Below are 17486 nucleotides of genomic sequence, written 5' to 3'. Positions count from 1 at the left end.
TGTTTGAACTGCGGGCGGTCTATCTCCGAAACGTGCTTTGACCACCCGCAGTTCGGCTCCGATAATGCCACTATAGCAAGAAAAGCCCGGGATGATGGTCGCCTTAGCTCCTGCTTCCGTCTCCGGACGTCACCTGAAAGGAAAATCAAAATGAAAAGAAGACAGTTCCTTTGTTCCGTCGCGGCCGTTGGATCGATTTCGCTGATCGGAGTAGCGCGGGCGGCGGGTGAAAGCATGATCGTATACAAGGACCCGAGCTGCGGCTGTTGCGAGGCCTGGGCAAACGCGATCACCAACGCGGGCTTTACTGTCACGGTGAAACACCCCGATGACCTGACGGCGATCAAGGCGAAATACAAGATACCTGCGGAAATGCAGGGCTGCCATACTGCTGTCTCTGGCGCGTATGTCTTCGAAGGGCACGTTCCATTGGAGGCGGTTGAAACAGTCATGAGCAAGCGGCTGGATATTGCTGGCTTGGCGGTGCCAGGGATGCCACCAGGCTCGCTCGGGATGGGCAACGATCCGCAAGCGTCGTATGACGTCTACAGTCTGTCGAAGGACGGAAAGACCGAAGTTTTCATGAGCGTGCGCCCATCTTAGTCGAGAACCAGCAGATCGAAGGCGAGGGCACAGAGGAAGAGCAAGGCCGCCAATGAAGCCAGCAGTGCGATTTGACGATTTGCTTTGGCGAGTACGCTGCGCCGCACGCCTCGTTTCGGCCGCAAGCGATGCTCAGGGACAAGAGCAACGTTAGACCGGAAACGCTTCTTCTTCCCTGACGTGCATGCCTCCCTTTAAATCTACAGGGGCTTCAGATTCTCGGCAGACGATTTCCCTGACCGGCGATCTTGGACGATCTCGTAGCTGACCTTCTGGCCTTCGCTCAAGTTGGTAAGGCCCGACCGCTCGACGGCGGAGATATGAACGAACGTGTCTGTCGATCCATCGTCCGGCTGGATAAAGCCAAAGCCCTTGCTCTGGTTGAAGAACTTTATTGTTCCCGTTGGCATTTCTTGTCCTCAGTTTTTGTAAGCGTTGCTGCGAACATAGGAAGAATAGCAGCGGGGCAAGCGGCGACATGATCAGCCGTTCAATCGCCCGTGACATCGATGACAAGCATCAAGCCACCACCGCCCTGTGTCTCCACGTTGTTGTTCGTCGTGTGATGCGAGATATGGCAATGGATCAGCCATTTTCCAGGCCGTCGCGCTTGCCACAGGACGTCGTATCGCTGCCCAGGCGCGATATTGACTGTGTCAGCCAGGTAGCGAGCGGAAGGGGCAAGCGTCTCTCCGTCAACCGCTGCTACCTCAAACGGTCCGCCATGAATGTGCATGGGATGGATCGCGGTGGTGTTTGATCCTATGAACCGAACCTTCAACGTCTGACCGACTTTCATTTGAACAGTTTCGGTCGCGGGATACGATTTGCCATTGATCGTGAAGTAGTTCGGCAGCGCTCCTTCCATCGGCATCGACGGGAAGGTCAGCCAGTCCCGTTTTATCCACTCCTGAAGCTGGACTAAATATTCAGCATCGGCCGGAATGACATCCGCTGGATTTTTGGGATCGATGATGAGAGCCCCATAGAGGCCAAGCGCCTGCTGCCGGTCGACATGGTCATGGGTATGATAAAAATAAGTGCCCCGTTGGCCAACGGTGTATTCGTAGGAAAACTCTTGGCCAGGTTCTATCGGCTTCTGCGTGATCATCGCCGGGCCATCCATCTCGTTGGACAGAATCAGGCCGTGCCAATGAACGGTCGTGCTTTCCGGCAGGTCGTTTCTTACGTTGATACGGACGCGGTCGCCTTCGGTCACTCGCAGCGTTGGACCGGGGACCTGGTTGTTATAGGCGTAAGCCTCGACCGTGACGTCCGGCAAGATCGTCCATCGGATGACCGACGCAGTGAGATCAAATACCTTCACGCCGTTCTCGATGCGCGGTTCAAGCATGGTTGCACCACGAGCATCAGAGCTTGCCGTAAAGGTCACCCCGCGCGGATCGACCGCCGCCATGTCCTTCATTGCATCACCCGGCGTATCGAAGGTCATGATCATGCCCGGGGCCATGATCGCACGACCGACGTCATGGGCGCTCAGGCGCATGTTCACCTGCGTGAAGGAATAAGCGTAGCCTCCAGCCAGCATGATCAGCGAAAAGCATGCCATTGCCACGATTTGGGTCAGCGTTGGGGCGTAGGCCGGGGGCAGTTTCTCGCCGTGCTGGTGACTATCCCCGTGAGACATGTGTTGCTGATGAGAGGGCCGCATGCCGTGGTGAGTATTTGATTGATGGCCCGTTTCCATCTCGTGGTTGGTAGTGCGCTCCGAAATTTCGTGGGCAGTTAAGTTTTTCTGTTCGTCCTCACGCGCAGTCATCAGACCGTGCTTCAGCTGCTTTGCCACCAGCCAGACGTTGAACGGGTAGGCGGTCGCGAACCCGATGCCAACGCCGAACGCCATGACGCCCCAGAAGAGCATTTCGCCCGGCCACATGGCTCGCATGTCGCGTCCCATCATTAGGATCGCCATAACCGGTGCCATTCCGGCCATCATCGCGTTCATGCTGATGAATTCGGGCATGAAGGAATTGCGGACGTTCTGCCAATACGTTCCGCCCATCATGTTTTTCATGAAGAGCGCCTGGAACACGAATAGGCCAACGGCAAAACCGGCGATGTATTCGATGATGATGTCGAGCCACATCGGGAGCCCGAGCACGGCGGTAATTGCCGCAGCAATAATGATGCCGGTCGCATCACCCGCGACGCAGTGGATCGTGCTCCCGATACCCTGCTTCCAGAGCGGTTTAACAAATTCCTCGTGAGTGTTCGGCCGGGGCTCCTTGTCGGCAAGGACGTAGAGCATTAGACCGACCGGACCCAGGTAGAGCGTGACGAGGATAAAACCCCACTTCATTACGTTCGGTTCGGGATTATTGCGAAATTGATCCCACGCAACGTAAGCAGTGCTGAAGGCGGCGAGGATGAACCAGACAAAGAGAAGATAGTCGACGGGCTGAATGAACAAACAAACCTCCTCCTTTTTGCTCGCGCAGGATGAAGCTTTCCATCGTTGGAAGGTCAAGTGCGATGGCAAAAGCAGAAGGTAGGACCCGGCGCGTTGACCGAAAAGATGAACTTCACCATTATGGTGACGATGAATCATGGATGGCCCGTGTGCAAATGAGCCAATGCGCCTGCTGATCAACATCTTTATCGCGACGACAATGATGCTGGGTTCGCTTGCTGCGCCCTGCATCGCCGCGCCGGTTGATCATAATCATGCCGGTCAGGTTTCCATTAGCGCCGCTTCGCCTTCCGGGGGACACAATCGCGGTGACGGCCGATCTCTTTCAGGATCACACTGTCAGCCTGATGGCATCGTGGCGCAGGCCCCTGAATCTCTTCATAGCCGATCCGCCGTTACATTGTTTGGCATTACCGCTTCTGTCGTGATCACAGGCATTCTGGAGCCCGTCGAGCAACGTCCCCCTATCGGTTTCGTGTGAGATTTCTTCGTTAGAAATTCCAGACCAAAGGGAAGGGCATGACTTTGCGCCTGTATATATTTGCAAGCCACAGCAGTGGTTTGACGTCATTACCGAAGATCTTGAATCAAATAGCACGGGGCTGGCACTCGCTCCGTTGGGTGGCGCTTGCCGTGGTCGGCGTACTTCTGAGCGGCTGTGTACAGTCGCTCGACGGTCTCGGCGAAGCTTCTCATGACATTCCGCCGAGGCTGCTGGCCAGTATGCGGACAAAAGGTATGAAGCCGGAGAGTCCGGTTCTCATCCGCATCTTCAAAATGGAAAGCGAATTGGAGGTCTGGAAGGTCGACAACAGCGGCAAATACGTGTTGCTCAAGACTTATCCGATGTGTCGCTGGTCCGGCAAATTGGGTCCGAAAACGAAGACCGGCGACCGGCAGGCACCGGAGGGATTCTACCGTGTTTCCACAAGCGGTCTGAACCCCAGATCGCAATTCTATCTCTCCTTCAATCTCGGTTATCCGAACCGTTTGGAGACCGCCCTTGGCTATACCGGCGAAGCCCTGATGGTGCATGGCGCATGCTCATCCTCGGGGTGCTTTGCTTTGACCGACCAGGGCGTTGGTGAAATTTATGCTGTTGTCGAGAAATCTCTGAAAGGCGAGCAGGGCGCGTTCCAGGTGCAAGCCTTTCCATTTCGCATGACGCCGCAAAACCTGGCGGCGCATCGTGATGACCCGAACTTTGGCTTCTGGAAGAACCTCAAGGAAGGCTACGATATTTTTGAGGTCCGACGGCGCGAGCCCAGGGTTGCCGCCTGCGGCAGGAAATACGTCTTCGACGCCGAATTCAAGGACGGCGATCCCAGCGATCCGCTCGCCGCATGTCCGGAGCGCATCGACCAAACTGATCCTGTGGTCGTAGCCAAATCATCCGTTGACGAAAAGAAATACCAGGAGCTGGCTGCCAAAGATTTCACGCCGCTGGCCTATCAGGATGGTGGAATGCATCCGAGCTTTCGCACGCTGCTCAAGGAAAACGGCGATGTTAAGCTCGCGGAGAAGGTCTCTATCATCAAATATCCGATCAGTCGTCCGGCTTCGGCGTTGGCTGATCCATTCGGAAGGCAGTAACGAACCGTGTCGGGGCGTGGACTACGCCACACTCTGCTGGCCCGACTTTGTTTCCCCTCGCGTCGGATAAACCGCTGCTGCGAGTGCGAGCAAGGTAACAAACAATAGGCGACCGCTCATGAGAGACTCCATTCACGAACTCCGAACAACACACACGAAGCTGGATGATTGGACGGCCACGCCGCATGCCTCGGTCCGATCCGGTCCGGATCAAGCATTGAGGGGGCCGATGCAAAGTCTCCTCGGTTGCGAATTTTGGTTGTAGAGCACCACAACCAGAGCTGGCGGCTAAAGCATTTCAGCGAAAATTTACGTGCGGCCGTCTTTGGTGGGCCGCGCTCCTCAGCATCATGAGGATGTCGTCGATTTCGTCACTGTGCGATCTCATTGGAACCTCGGTATCTCTTCAAAGCACGAGTGACGGGGTCCTCAAATGGTACCAGCGGTTCATGCTACGAGCGAGTCCGCGCTCTTTGTCTAAAAAGAAAATCTCGGTGGTGATACCGGTGCGGCCGTCTTCCACGGAAGGATACCGGACCTTTCTGCTGTGCGCATCGAGATGATCTGAAAGGATGCGGATGCCTTCCACTGGCACTCATTAAAACCACCCCGCTCCATGAGATCGACAATTGCGGAAGGATCGTCGCCGCGCGTGCTATTGCCAAGATTGCCGACGCTGGCTGCCGCGCCGGTCTCGATCAATTGCCTTTGCTACGGCCGTAGCTAGCATGACGATAGATGACGGAAATGGGAACGCCTCGGTCCGATAATCGAACGCCACGGAAGGTGCAGTCGAAACCATGACCATCACGGATACAAGAGCGGCCATCGGAATGATCCTGACGATGTCATTCGATGCCTGAGGGCGTATCGATGAAAAAGCCAGCCTAGGGGCAATGCTTCGTCGGCGGACTGTCGTTCAGTCGCGCATCGCTCTCTTCGTTGCAGCCAAAAGAAGAATCGGCGGACGACGAAGATTCATCGATAATGCAGGACGCTCGCTCAGGAACTCTGGAAGTGGCGTCGGCTCGCCGAAGTGGTCCAGTCGAAATCCGGCTCTGAGAAGCGTAGTGACATACGTTTCAGCAGTGCGATGGAATTTCACCACGCCATCGACAAACCACTTCGTATGACGCACTCCTTCCTTCTGATAATTGTCCAACGGCCAGCTAACCGGATGCCCATCCGCGTCTGTCGTCCAACCAACCGGATTTGCCGTGCAAACCGGATGCTCCACCGAGAAGATGAACCGACCTTCAATGGGAAGGTACGCGGAGACTCTCTGCACAATGGAGGCGTAATCATCGACATAGTGAAGAGCCATCGAGGAGACGACGAGATCAAAGCTTTCGGGGGGAAAGGCGATTTCTTCAATTGAGCTACAAAGATAGTCGATCTGCGAGTCGTCGGTGAGAAGTTTCGCCTCAGCGATCATGCTCTCGGATACATCCAATCCGGTGACCGATGCCGCGCCGGACGACCGGGCATAGCGAGCGAAATCACCGAAGCCGCAGCCCATATCGAGGATACGCAGACCTTTGAGGTCAGGGAGCAGAGCGCGAATAGCCGGTTGCTCCAGTGCCCCATTTAGACCGGTGTCGTTCTGGCGAAGATTCTTGTAGCCTTCGAAGAAGATTGGCTCGTCGTAAATATTCTGCGGCATGATTCACCCTGGAACATTGGCTTTAGATTAGCAGAGAAGGTACCCTCGCGAAGAGCTAAAAAAACGGTCCATCGTTTTGCAAAACCACGCCTGGCGCAATGCGGCCAAGGGCGTCGTCGCGTTCCGGGCCCTAAGTGGCCCTCGACTTATGCGATGTCCATCGGTCGAACGAAGCCCTTGGCTGTCATCCCCTGGCGTGCGACCAAAAGGCATGCCCAAAACAATTTCATTTCTGTGTACCGATAATGGAAATGGCCATCTCCGCCCGCCGGTGGTCCATGCCGGTCTGCCTCCGACGAGAAGCCAAGCGTTAAGCTGCCCAAACCTGGCATCTGAAATCGTTGAAGAGGATCGCCGTCAGCCCATCGTAACAAGCGCGATCTATTCATGGTCGTCGGGCATCGTTATCAGAAGACGCAGTCGAGGAAACCTCGATAAATCCCCGCAGGAGCACTCAGAAGCCTGCTAAGCGTTCAGCGGCGTCCCATCAGACGTGATCGGATCGCATTCGAGACGGCGTCGAAGGCAAACACGACAATCAGAATAAGGAGCACCATGTAGCCGACGTTCTCCCAGTCCTGGTTGGTGCGCATCGCCTCCCAGAGTTTGAGGCCGATTCCTCCCGCGCCGACGGCGCCGATGATGGTCGCGGAGCGCGTGTTGGACTCCCAGAAGTAGAGGGCCTGGGACGCGAAGACAGGAAGCACCTGCGGCAGGACGCCGAACCGCTGCACTGCAATCGGCGACGCTCCCACGGAGCGGACGCCTTCCCGCTGCTTCTCGTCGATGTTCTCAAGCGATTCCGAATACAGTTTGCCCAGCGTCCCGGTGTCAGTGAAGAAGATCGCCGAGATACCGGCCAGAGGCCCAGGCCCGAAGCCGCGTGTGAAGAAAAGCGCCCAGATCAGCATGTCGACGGAGCGAAGGAAATCGAAGAACCTTTTGGTCACCTGGTTCGCGGGGCGGTTGCGAGTGATGTTGCGTGCCGCCACAAATGCCAGGGGGAAAGCGACGAGCGAGGCTAACAGGGTGCCCACGAACGCCATCACGATGGTCTGCAGGAGCTTTGTCCAGACGTCGAGGTGCTGCCATTCGCTGTTGTAAAGGATGTTGTCCCAGACGAGAGCGAGGTTGCTTCGCTCCGGGTCGATGCGTGGACCGCTGAGGATGAGGCTCGCAACCTCGGAATATGGCTTCCCGAAGAATGGAGACCGCGTGTCGAACAGGAAGTTCGCCCACCCGAGAAACCGCTTGTGGATCTTGACGTCGTTGGTCGTGACTTCCGCCCATCCGGCGAATCCGAAGCTGGCGATGATCTTCTCGCCCGGCCGCCTCTGCGACGCCCAGTCCGGAAGGGGAGCGCCAATGCGGATGTCCGGCCTGCCCATCGGCACGACGACCGTTTCTCCACCTCTCGTCAATACCGCCTTATTGGCAGTCATTTCTATCGATGAACTGCTGCTCATGGCGATCAGCGCACGTGTGACAACCTCCTCGGTGGCGATTGCCGGAGCGGTCGACGCCGGGGGCCGCGCGGGCGAGCCGGACCCTTTAGGTGCGGACGAGCCCATGGCCGCACCGGGAGCCATCAGCGATATACTGCTTTTCGGCTTTGTCTGTGGCTCGGACGTCGGTGTGGCCCTGCCGGTCTGATGGGTGACGACGGATTTTTTGGTCTGCACCCAGTCGGGGTTCGGATGTTCGCCAAGCGGATCGAACCGCGAATAGGAAATCTTCATGGTCCCGTCGGCTGCCATGTCGATCTCGGGACGGACCTCGAAGGAGATCCAGTCGGCAAGATAGGTGCCGGCGATCGAGTAGTCGGCCTGAGAGAAGACCTTTCCGAACGCGAAGAACCAGAACGAGAACGCCACATAGGCGGCAGCGAGAATGACGAGAAGAGGAGCGCGGTAGCGGCGCAGCGAGGTGGTGTCGAAGAGCTGCGGGTGGCGCGCGGCGATGTCGGCCTTTTGGACGGGCGAAAGCGTGTTCATCAATGCAACCTCATGCCACGGCGCGGAACGACTGCTCGCCGACCAGCTTTCTACGCAACCATGCGGAGAACTGGTCGACGGCAATGATGGTGCAGAAAAGCAGGAATACGATCGCAAGAGTCTTAGCCGGATGACCCTGCCCGATCGAGAGCCTGAGAAGTTCGCCGATGCCGCCGCCGCCGACCGCGCCGATGATCGTGGACGCTCGCACGTTGATCTCGAGCCTCAGGAGGAAATAGCTCACGAAGTTGGGCATGACCTGCGGCACCATTGCGAACCAGACTCGTTCGAGCCAGGTCGCGCCGACGGCCCGCAGGCCTTCGTCGGGACGCATGTCGGCGTTCTCCACCACCTCGAAGAACATCTTTCCGAGCGCTCCGGTGGTGTGGACGGATAGTGCTATGATCGCCGGGACCGGCCCAAGCGAGAGGATCGCGAGGCAGAAGCCGGCGATGACGACCTCGGGAAACGCCCGCAGGATCTCCATGAAACGGCGCACCGCTCCCCGGACATAGGCATTCGGCATCATGTTTTTAGCAGCGAGGAAGCACAGTGCAAATCCCAGGCAGAAGCCGACGCCCGTGGAGAAGATGGCGATGTTCACCGTCTCGACGATCTTTTCGACATATTCCGGAACGTAAAGGGTCTGCGTGACGTAGAACCGGCCCTCAGGGTAGTCGTACTTCTGGCTGCCGTCGTAATAGGGGGAGGGGAGATCGAGCAGGGCGCGCCCCGGCTCCCACGGGTCGCGCGGTACGAGGTGCCCCACGAAGTCTGCCAGAAAGGGTAAGCGTTCCCAGAACTTGCCCGAATTGGTCTCATTGGCGAACCACATCGAACCAGCGGTGAAGACGACGACGAGAAACAGCGCAAGCAACGTCTGGCCGCGGCGCCGGGAGGCAAGCTCATGCCAGTGCTGCTCGATCATGCTTGCAGTTTCACTCGGGGGGTGGCGCAGCGCAGTGTCGCTCATCTTCAGCCTGTCGAACGTGGGATGTGGCAAAGCCGCCGGAGAGATCCGGCGGCTTTGCGGGCGCAATTGGCATCAGCCGCCAATGGCTGCCTTGCGGACGTCGATGATCGGCTTGTAGAAATCTACGTTGACTTCGGTAAAGCCCTTGAAGTCGCCCCCCTGGATTGCCGAAAAGCAGGCCGGATCGGACTTCGGCAGGTCCATCATGAATGCCTTGAACTTCGCCTTCATGTCGTCGTTCAGCGAGGAACGCACGACGACCGGACCATTCGGTATGAGCGGCGACTTCCAGAGTTCGACGAGGTCGTCCATGTTCAGGATGCCCTTGTCGACCATCTTGCGAAGGTTGCCGGAGCTGTAGCCATCCTTGAACTCACCCACGCCCGACGCAAAGGTGGTGCCCGCGTCGAAGTTGCCCTTTACGACTTCCAAGACGAGGTTCTCGTGGCCGCCGCCAAAGCCGGCGGAAGAGAAGTATTCCTTGACCGGAGCGCCAATGGCTTCAGGCAGCGTGACGAGGGGAACGAGGTAGCCGGAAGTCGAGTCAGGATCGGCAAAGCCGAGCTTCTTGCCCTTCATGTCTTCGAGCTTCTTGAGGCCGCTGTCCTTGCGGGCGACCATGACCGAGTAGTAGCCGGTTGCGCCGTCGGTCTGCACGGTTGTCAGGATCGGTTCGACGGCCTTGGAATTGGCGAGATAGACCTTGGCATAGGCGGAGGCGCCAAGTTCTGCGTAGTCGAGCGTGCCGCCGAGCAGGCCCTGGACGACGCCGTCATAGTCGGCTGCCGGGAAGAAGGAGACCTTCTCGACGCCGATCGCAGCGGGAAGCTTTTCCGACAGGCACTGGAAATTGCGCAGGCGGTCAGCCTCGTTTTCGCCGCCGAGGATGCCGACACGGAACTCCTTGAGGTCTTCGGCTGCGGCAGCGCCGGCAAGCGCTAGAAGCGCTGTGGCGGCAAAGAGTGCTTTCTTCAACATGGTTCTCTCCTGATTGACCGGTTCCCCGGTGGTCTTGCTGTTGCGAAGAAGTGTGCCCTTGACGCGGGCCAGTCGAACGCCGCCGTCTCTCAGAGGCCCACCAGGGCAACCGGTTGCAGGCCGACGGATGCTTGAGCGGTGGCTGGCACGGGCATGTTGATCGAGGTGGACGTCATGGTCTCGTCGATGCCGGCGCCATCCTTGTCGGTGCCGTAAATTTCCTTGACCGCAGCCGCTGTCAGCTCCGAAGGCTTGCCGTCGAAAACGACGCGGCCGGCGGCCATGCCGACGATGCGTTCACAATAGTTGCGCGCCGTATCGAGCGTATGCAGGTTGGTGATGACGGTGATGCCCTCGCGCTCGTTGATGTCGCGCAGCGCATCCATGACGATCTTGGCGTTCAGGGGGTCGAGCGAGGCGATCGGCTCGTCGGCGAGCACCATCTTCGGGTTCTGCATCAGGGCGCGCGCGATCGCCACGCGCTGCTGCTGGCCGCCTGAGAGCGTGCCGGCGGTCTGCAGCGCCGTCTGCTCGATGCCGAGGCGCTCCAGAGCCGCAATCGCATGAATGCGCTCGTCGCGGCTGAAGATGTTGAGGAGGCTCAGCATGGTCGGGCGGTGATTGAGGCGGCCGAGCATGACGTTGGTCAGAACGTCGAGGCGAGGGACGAGATTGAACTGCTGGAAGATCATCGCGCAATCTCGCTGCCAGTTGCGCAGGGCTTCGCCGCGGAGAGCAGAGACTTCGACGCCGCTGAATTGGATGGAGCCGGAAGTCGGTTCCTGCAGGCGGTTGATCATGCGAAGAAGCGTGGATTTTCCGGCGCCCGAGCGACCTATGATGCCCACCATCTGGCCTTGGGGTGCGTTCAATGTCACGCAATCAACGGCTGTCTTGCCACCGAATCGACGTGTCAACTCGTTCAGTTCCAACATCTACGTGCCCCACGTTCCCTCGTGCCGTCACGGCACAGGACGGGGCTTAGCGCTGGTTCTTGAAGGTCTGATGTCAGTTTCATTAAGCTTTCATGTATTCAAGCCGTAACATCACCGCCACGCTGATGACGGACACGCGGATCCGTTGGCGGGAAAAACATTGGATTCTAGCGCGGGATTTAACGCCTCAGTTCATGCTCCGTAGTAGAGAGCGGTTTCCTCGCAGCAGGATCCCGATTATGCGACCCGCCGTGATCTCCATTGCCGTCCTGCTGATCCTCGCTTCACGCCCTGCGGGTGCAGGCAACCTAGAAGGTCGGACCCTTGGCGCCTGGAACTGCAAGCATCGGATAGAACAGGCGGTCGGGACGATGGAAATAGTCCAGTCCATCGCCACGCAGGTCGGCGGTCTGGTCGTACTGGCCCGTGTCTGCAGAGGTGGTCGGACGATGACAGGATAACTGGCAATCCGAACGTCAGTTCCTGCTGCGCGGATTACCCATCCATCGCAAATCTCGCGACTTGCCCAATGAGCCAGCTTGACTTCTTCCCCGGCGTCGAGCGTATGACAAAGAGCGAGCTGCTCAGAAGGATCGGTGCCGAAGCGCAAAAAATAGTACAGGACGATCTGCAGGAAGGTCTGCGTGGCACCCAAAGATACTGTTCAGGATGCATACCGATGGCCGCACGAGCGTTGCAGTATCGGTAGGGAGTGACGTCGCGAGGGCTTCGATCGGATTGGATTGAGTACGGGCAATTTTCCGGTCTCACCCCGCGAAGCGGTGCATGCAATTGGATTCCCAAAGGTTCTGCGGGTGAGCGCCGCACGCCGGATTTTCAAGGTCAACAGAGCGATATAAAACTGTCACAAAACTGTAATGGAGACTCTATAGAGGGGAGCCGACGCCGAAGCGTCATCGTTAAATTCTACGGGAGAGTATCCATGAAGAAATATCTCGGAAGCTGCGCAGTTGCCGCTATTGTGCTGGCAACCGCAGGCGTCGCATCGGCCCGCGATCAGATCAAGATCGTCGGTTCGTCCACCGTGTTCCCCTACACCCAGGCCGTAGCTGAAGAGTTCGCGAACAAGACCGGCAAGCCGGCTCCGGTTGTCGAATCGACCGGCACTGGCGGCGGCTTCAAGGCCTTCTGCGGCGGCGTCGGCGAAGATTTCGCAGACATCACCGGCGCTTCCCGCGCGATCAAGGAATCGGAAGTCAAGCTCTGCGCCGGCAACGGCGTGACCGACATCACTGAAGCCCTTATCGGCTATGACGGCCTCTCGGTCGCCGTATCTCGCTCCAACACGGGCGACTGGAACCTGACCAAGGCTCAGATCTTCCAGGCGCTCGCTGCCCAGCTTCCAGACGGCAAGGGCGGCCTTGTTGCCAATCCGAACAAGAAGTGGTCGGATATCGACAAGTCTCTTCCGGACGTCAATATCGTAGCCTTCGGCCCGCCGCCGACATCCGGCACCCGCGACGCCTTCGTAGAACTGGTCATGCATCCGGGCTGCGAGAAGACCGCAGGCATGGCTGACCTCAAGAAGGCCGACGAGAAGAAGTACACGGAAGCCTGCTCGCGCATGCGCCAGGACGGCCCGTTCATCGAAGCTGGCGAAAACGATAACCTTATCGTCCAGCGTCTTGAATCCGACCCGAACTCGGTCGGCATCTTCGGCTATTCGTTCCTTTATGAGAACGAAGACAAGCTCAAGGACATCAAGATCGAAGGAGTCGAGGCAAGCTTCGAGACCATCAAGGACGGCTCCTATCCGGTATCCCGCCCGCTCTACATCTACGTCAAGAATGCGCACCGCGACGTCATTCCTGGCATGAAGGAGTTCCTGGAAGAATACACTTCCAAGTCTTCGATGGGCGAGGACGGTTACCTTGCGGAACGTGGTCTGACGCCTCTCGACGAATCCAAGCGTGGGGAAGTCGAGAAGGCTGTCATGGAAGCCAAGAAGATCGGCTCGTAGTATCGAACTTCACCGGCCGCTCGCGCACCTCGCGGGCGGCCTCCTGTCACATGGGGGCAACATGTCCGCTTATCTCTTTCTCTTATTGATTGGCGCGGCCGTGATCGCGGCCTATTTGGGAGGCTCGCGCGCCCTCGCCGTAGCGACAACGGCAGAAACGGGCCGCATCAAGGCGCATTCCCGGCCGATTTACCACGGCCTCAATGCCGCGATTTGGACCGCTGCTCCCGCTTTTATCTTTCTTCTTTTCTGGCTTGCCTTCCAATCCAGCGTCCTAAACCAGCTTGTGGTCGCGTCGTATCCTGGCTCCGATGCGATGGACAGTGCCGCACAGTCGCTGCTCATTGGGGAAATCCGTCAGGTTGCCGCCGGAAACCTGTTTCGCCAGCCATCGCCTGAAGTGGCTGCGGCAGCCGACCATCTTCGGTCGCTCCAGACCTACTCCACCTATCTAATGACAGCCATCAGCCTGTGCATCGTCGCTGTCGGTGCGTTCCTTGGCATGAAGGTCATTAGTCCCCGCTACCGCGCCCGCCACAGTGTCGAAACGGCGGTGACGGTTTTCATGATGTTCTCCTCGCTCATGGCGATCATCATTACGCTCGGGATCGTCGGCTCCCTCGTCTTCGAAGCGCTCCACTTCTTCGCCAAGGTTCCAGTGACCGAATTCCTCTTCGGCCTGCGCTGGGAGCCGCAGATCGCGATGCGCGCCGACCAGGTGGCGGGGCAGGGCGCGTTTGGCGTCCTTCCAGTCATCTTTGGGACGTTCGTCATCTCGGCGATCGCCATGCTGGTCGCGGTCCCGACGGGCATCCTGTCGGCTATCTATCTGACGGAATACGCACATCCGCGCTTCCGCACGGTTGTCAAGCCGCTTCTCGAAATTCTCGCCGGCGTACCGACGGTCGTCTATGGCTTCTTCGCCGTGCTGACTGTCGCCCCTGCAATAAGGGCCATCGGCGCGGCGGTCGGCATCCCATCGTCTCCCAATAGCGCGCTTGCCACCGGCCTTGTCATGGGCGTGATGATTATCCCGTTCATCTCCTCACTTTCGGACGACGCCTTCGCCGCAGTGCCCCGCGCCATGCGTGACGGTTCGCTCGCCCTGGGAGCAACGAAGGGGGAAACAATCCGCAAGGTTCTGCTCCCGGCTGCTTTGCCCGGCATTATCGGCGGCGTACTTCTTGCGCTTAGCCGAGCGGTCGGCGAAACGATGATCGTCGTCATGGCAGCCGGCTTGATCGCCAAGATCACCCTAAACCCGTTCGACGCGGTGACGACTGTGACCGTGCAGATCGTGACACTGCTGATCGGCGACTCGGAGTTCGACAACCCCAAGACGTTGGCAGCCTTCGCCCTAGGCCTTGTTCTCTTCCTGATCACGCTCGGTCTCAACCTCATTGCGCTGCGCACCGTGCGCAAGTACCGGGAGAAATACTGATGTCCACGACCGCAGTCGCCGGAACGCGCTTCAACTGGCATTCGGATGAAATGAAGGCGCGTCGAAAGGCCCGTTATGCAGCCGAACGTCGTCTACGGGCCTATGGGCTGATCGCGATCGTCTTCGCGCTTGGCTTCCTCGCCTTCCTCGTCGGCTCGCTGACATTCACCGGGTACAAGGCATTCACCCAGACGGTCGCCACCGTCAGCATCGACCTCAGCAAGGCGGAACTCGATACGAGCGACCTGATGAAGGCGGACTGGCGCGGCGCCGTTCGCGATACGCTGCGCACCCAGATTGGGGACCTGCCACGCAGGCAGGAGAAGGCCTACTTCGACCTGTTCACATCGTCGGCACCGTTCCTCGTCCGCGATGCAGTCATCAAGGATCCCGCACGCCTCAAGGGTTCGAGCAGCTTCGTCATTCCGCTATCTGATCAGGCCGACCAGTTCGTCAAGGGCGAGATCAGCCGGGACACGCCCGAGAGCCAGCGGCGCATCAGCGACGAGCAGATCGGCATGCTGGACCAGCTCGTATCAAAGGGTGTGATCTCCAGCCCGTTCAACTGGGCGCTCTTCCTCAACGCCGACAGCCGTTTCCCGGAACTGGCTGGCTTGGCAGGCGCGATCTCGGGGTCGTTCTGGTCGCTGCTCGTCTGCTTCGCGATCAGCTTCCCGATCGGCATCGCGGCGGCGATCTACCTGGAAGAGTTCGCTCCCAAGAACCGTTTCACAGACCTCATCGAGATCAACATCAACAACCTTGCGGCGGTCCCGTCGGTGGTCTTCGGTCTCCTCGGGCTCGCCGTGTTCCTGAACGGCTTCGGCCTGCCGCGGTCGTCTCCGCTCGTCGGCGGTCTCGTTCTCTCGTTGATGACGTTGCCGACGCTCATTATCGTCACGCGCGTGTCGCTGAAGGCGGTGCCCTCCTCGATCCGCGAGGCAGCTCTCGGGGTCGGCGCCTCCAAGCACGAGATGATCTTCCACCACGTGCTGTCGCTCGCCATGCCGACTGTCATGACCGGCGCGATCATCTCGCTCGCCCGAGCTCTTGGCGAAACGGCACCGCTGCTGCTCATCGGCATGAATGCCTTCATCACGAGCCCCCCGGACGGAATTTTCGCGGCGTCGACGGCGCTTCCCAGCCAGATCTACATGTGGGCGGACAGCCCGGAGCGCGGCTTCGTATCGCGGACCTCTGCAGCGATCCTGGTGCTTCTGGGATTCCTCATTCTGATGAACGCAATCGCCATCTTCCTCAGGCAGCGCTTTGAGCGCCGCTGGTAACGGAGTAAGGATCATGAACATGTTGACCGAGACAGCAGTTGAGAAGGCCCTGGAGCAGAAAATGAACGCGACCGCCTACAAGATGGTCGGCAGGACAGTGTCCGTTTACTATGGTGAAAAGCGTGCGCTTTTCGACGTGAACCTGAACGTCCGCGAAAACACCGTTACCGCACTTATCGGCCCGTCGGGCTGCGGCAAGTCTACCTTCCTGCGTTGCTTGAACCGCATGAACGACACGATCGACAATTGCCGCGTCACGGGCGAAATCAAGCTGGACGACGAGGACATCTACGATCCGGACATCGATGTCGTGGAACTCCGTGCGCGCGTCGGCATGGTCTTCCAGAAGCCGAACCCGTTCCCGAAGTCGATCTACGAGAACATTTCTTACGGCCCGCGCATCCATGGCATTGCGCGGTCGAAGGCTGACCTTGATCAGATCGTCGAAAGCAGCCTCCATAAGGCCGGCCTCTGGAACGAGGTCAAGGACCGCCTGCAGGAATCCGGCACCGGTCTGTCGGGCGGCCAGCAGCAGCGCCTGTGCATCGCCCGCGCCGTCGCCGTCAGCCCGGAAGTCATCCTGATGGACGAACCCTGCTCGGCACTCGATCCGATCGCGACCGCAAAGGTCGAGGAACTGATCCACGAGCTTCGCGAGAACTACAGCATCGTCATCGTAACGCACTCGATGCAGCAGGCGGCCCGCGTTTCGCAGCGCACCGCCATGTTCCACCTCGGCAATCTCGTCGAGGAGAACGACACCGACAAGATGTTCACCAACCCGGACGACCCGCGCACCCAGGATTACATCATGGGCCGCTTCGGCTGATTGTTGGCGTCGGAAACCGTAGAGACAATCAAGGACGTTCCCCATGGCATCGACCCATATCTATTCTGCCTACGACGACGATCTGAAGTTCTTGTCCCGCCGCATCTCGGAAATGGGCGGGCTTGCCGAGCAGATGGTGTCGGACGCCGTCCGCGCACTTGTCCACGGCGACGCGGGCTTGGCGCAGAAGGTCATCTCCGACGACGTGATCATGGATCACGCCGAACGCGAGATCGGCGACAAGGCGGTTGTCACGATCGCCCGCCGCCAGCCGATGGCCTCCGACCTTCGCGAGATCATGGGCTCGATCCGCATCGCGGCCGATCTCGAGCGCGTCGGTGATCTCGGCAAGAACACCGCCAAGCGTGTCATCGCGGTGCAGAGCACCGGCGTTCCGCGCAAGCTCGCCCGCGGTCTTGAGCATCTTTCCGAACTGGCGCTGGTCCAGCTCAAGGAAGTCCTCGACGTCTACGCCTCGAGATCCGCCGACAAGGCGAAGTCGATCCGCGAGCGCGACGAGGAAATCGACGCGATGTACACCTCGCTGTTTCGGGAGATGCTGACCTACATGATGGAAGATCCGCGCAACATCACAAGTTGCACGCATCTTCTCTTCTGCGCCAAGAACATCGAGCGCATCGGCGACCATGCCACCAACATTGCCGAAACGATCTATTACATGGCGACCGGCACTCAGCCGGAAGGCGAACGTCCGAAGGACGATACTGCCAACACCGTCGGCGCGGTCACGGAATGACAATTCCCAACCGGCCCTCAGG

At 58.8% G+C, this 17486-nt stretch carries 15 protein-coding genes; 7 read left to right on the top strand and 8 right to left on the bottom strand.

Going from position 1 to position 17486, the window contains the following annotated elements:
* The first annotated feature begins 150 nt into the window (after positions 1 to 150).
* A complete protein-coding gene (locus RGR602_RS11380; protein WP_039845191.1) occupies positions 151 to 603 on the top strand; it encodes a DUF411 domain-containing protein in 453 nt (150 codons plus the stop codon).
* A 200-nt stretch (positions 604 to 803) separates the two neighbouring features.
* Here RGR602_RS11380 and RGR602_RS11375 read toward each other — a convergent pair whose 3' ends face one another.
* Positions 804 to 1013 carry a cold-shock protein gene (locus tag RGR602_RS11375; protein WP_039845190.1) on the bottom strand — a complete coding sequence of 70 codons (210 nt, stop codon included), beginning with the start codon at positions 1011 to 1013 and terminating at the stop codon, positions 804 to 806.
* 80 nt (positions 1014 to 1093) lie between these two features.
* Entirely contained in the window at positions 1094 to 3265 is a 2172-nt protein-coding gene (locus RGR602_RS11370) for a multicopper oxidase domain-containing protein (RefSeq protein ID WP_407692029.1), read from the bottom strand.
* 288 nt (positions 3266 to 3553) lie between these two features.
* Here RGR602_RS11370 and RGR602_RS11365 point away from each other — a divergent pair, with 288 nt between their 5' ends.
* Positions 3554 to 4627 (top strand): L,D-transpeptidase family protein, encoded by a 1074-nt coding sequence (locus tag RGR602_RS11365; RefSeq protein WP_203226149.1) that lies wholly within the window; start codon positions 3554 to 3556, stop codon positions 4625 to 4627.
* Positions 4628 to 5104: 477 nt separating this feature from the next.
* On the opposite strand, the gene RGR602_RS11360 is transcribed toward RGR602_RS11365, so the two are convergent.
* The 6 genes from RGR602_RS11360 to phnC form a co-directional block, all read right to left on the bottom strand.
* On the bottom strand, positions 5105 to 5329 hold the full coding sequence (locus RGR602_RS11360; protein WP_039845189.1) for a hypothetical protein: 225 nt from the start codon (positions 5327 to 5329) through the stop codon (positions 5105 to 5107).
* A 217-nt stretch (positions 5330 to 5546) separates the two neighbouring features.
* Positions 5547 to 6290, bottom strand: a complete 744-nt coding sequence (locus RGR602_RS11355) for a class I SAM-dependent methyltransferase (protein WP_039845188.1) — start codon at positions 6288 to 6290, stop codon at positions 5547 to 5549.
* Between the two features lie 473 nt (positions 6291 to 6763).
* Complete coding sequence (gene phnE, locus RGR602_RS11350) at positions 6764 to 8284, bottom strand: phosphonate ABC transporter, permease protein PhnE (protein ID WP_039845187.1); 1521 nt, start codon at positions 8282 to 8284, stop codon at positions 6764 to 6766.
* Between the two features lie 10 nt (positions 8285 to 8294).
* A complete protein-coding gene (gene phnE / locus RGR602_RS11345) occupies positions 8295 to 9257 on the bottom strand; it encodes a phosphonate ABC transporter, permease protein PhnE (protein WP_039845186.1) in 963 nt (320 codons plus the stop codon).
* Positions 9258 to 9329: 72 nt separating this feature from the next.
* Positions 9330 to 10235 carry a phosphonate ABC transporter substrate-binding protein gene (gene phnD, locus RGR602_RS11340; RefSeq protein ID WP_039845185.1) on the bottom strand — a complete coding sequence of 302 codons (906 nt, stop codon included), beginning with the start codon at positions 10233 to 10235 and terminating at the stop codon, positions 9330 to 9332.
* Positions 10236 to 10324: 89 nt separating this feature from the next.
* The gene (phnC, locus tag RGR602_RS11335) at positions 10325 to 11170 is read right to left on the bottom strand and encodes a phosphonate ABC transporter ATP-binding protein (protein WP_039845184.1); all 846 of its coding nucleotides are present in this window, start codon (positions 11168 to 11170) and stop codon (positions 10325 to 10327) included.
* A gap of 943 nt (positions 11171 to 12113) precedes the next feature.
* Here phnC and RGR602_RS11320 point away from each other — a divergent pair.
* The 5 genes from RGR602_RS11320 (at position 12114) to phoU (ending at position 17464) form a co-directional block, all read left to right on the top strand.
* Positions 12114 to 13151 (top strand): PstS family phosphate ABC transporter substrate-binding protein, encoded by a 1038-nt coding sequence (locus RGR602_RS11320; RefSeq protein WP_039845181.1) that lies wholly within the window; start codon positions 12114 to 12116, stop codon positions 13149 to 13151.
* Between the two features lie 61 nt (positions 13152 to 13212).
* A complete protein-coding gene (gene pstC / locus RGR602_RS11315; RefSeq protein WP_039845180.1) occupies positions 13213 to 14592 on the top strand; it encodes a phosphate ABC transporter permease subunit PstC in 1380 nt (459 codons plus the stop codon).
* Complete coding sequence (gene pstA / locus RGR602_RS11310) at positions 14592 to 15878, top strand: phosphate ABC transporter permease PstA (protein WP_039845179.1); 1287 nt, start codon at positions 14592 to 14594, stop codon at positions 15876 to 15878. Before pstC ends, pstA begins: the two co-directional genes overlap by 1 nt.
* Positions 15879 to 15891: 13 nt before the next feature.
* Positions 15892 to 16707 (top strand): phosphate ABC transporter ATP-binding protein PstB, encoded by an 816-nt coding sequence (gene pstB, locus RGR602_RS11305; protein WP_039845178.1) that lies wholly within the window; start codon positions 15892 to 15894, stop codon positions 16705 to 16707.
* Positions 16708 to 16750: 43 nt separating this feature from the next.
* On the top strand, positions 16751 to 17464 hold the full coding sequence (phoU, locus tag RGR602_RS11300) for a phosphate signaling complex protein PhoU (RefSeq protein WP_039845177.1): 714 nt from the start codon (positions 16751 to 16753) through the stop codon (positions 17462 to 17464).
* Positions 17465 to 17486: the final 22 nt, after the last annotated feature.

The sequence above is a fragment of the Rhizobium gallicum bv. gallicum R602sp genome (assembly GCF_000816845.1).
Taxonomy (GTDB): domain Bacteria; phylum Pseudomonadota; class Alphaproteobacteria; order Rhizobiales; family Rhizobiaceae; genus Rhizobium; species Rhizobium gallicum.
The sequence above is the reverse complement of the archived record's forward strand: the minus strand, read 5'-3'. Positions and strand labels throughout refer to the sequence as shown.

Coding starts and splice junctions, on each gene's coding strand:
- phnD (WP_039845185.1), bottom strand. CDS start 10,235: ATGTTGAAGAAAGCACTCTTTGCCGCCACAGCGCTTCTAGCGCTTGCC.
- pstC (WP_039845180.1), top strand. CDS start 13,213: ATGTCCGCTTATCTCTTTCTCTTATTGATTGGCGCGGCCGTGATCGCG.
- phoU (WP_039845177.1), top strand. CDS start 16,751: ATGGCATCGACCCATATCTATTCTGCCTACGACGACGATCTGAAGTTC.
- phnE (WP_039845186.1), bottom strand. CDS start 9,257: ATGAGCGACACTGCGCTGCGCCACCCCCCGAGTGAAACTGCAAGCATG.
- pstB (WP_039845178.1), top strand. CDS start 15,892: ATGAACATGTTGACCGAGACAGCAGTTGAGAAGGCCCTGGAGCAGAAA.
- pstA (WP_039845179.1), top strand. CDS start 14,592: ATGTCCACGACCGCAGTCGCCGGAACGCGCTTCAACTGGCATTCGGAT.
- phnC (WP_039845184.1), bottom strand. CDS start 11,170: ATGTTGGAACTGAACGAGTTGACACGTCGATTCGGTGGCAAGACAGCC.
- RGR602_RS11370 (WP_407692029.1), bottom strand. CDS start 3,265: ATGCAGGGCGCAGCAAGCGAACCCAGCATCATTGTCGTCGCGATAAAG.
- RGR602_RS11375 (WP_039845190.1), bottom strand. CDS start 1,013: ATGCCAACGGGAACAATAAAGTTCTTCAACCAGAGCAAGGGCTTTGGC.
- RGR602_RS11365 (WP_203226149.1), top strand. CDS start 3,554: ATGACTTTGCGCCTGTATATATTTGCAAGCCACAGCAGTGGTTTGACG.
- RGR602_RS11320 (WP_039845181.1), top strand. CDS start 12,114: ATGAAGAAATATCTCGGAAGCTGCGCAGTTGCCGCTATTGTGCTGGCA.
- phnE (WP_039845187.1), bottom strand. CDS start 8,284: ATGAACACGCTTTCGCCCGTCCAAAAGGCCGACATCGCCGCGCGCCAC.
- RGR602_RS11355 (WP_039845188.1), bottom strand. CDS start 6,290: ATGCCGCAGAATATTTACGACGAGCCAATCTTCTTCGAAGGCTACAAG.
- RGR602_RS11380 (WP_039845191.1), top strand. CDS start 151: ATGAAAAGAAGACAGTTCCTTTGTTCCGTCGCGGCCGTTGGATCGATT.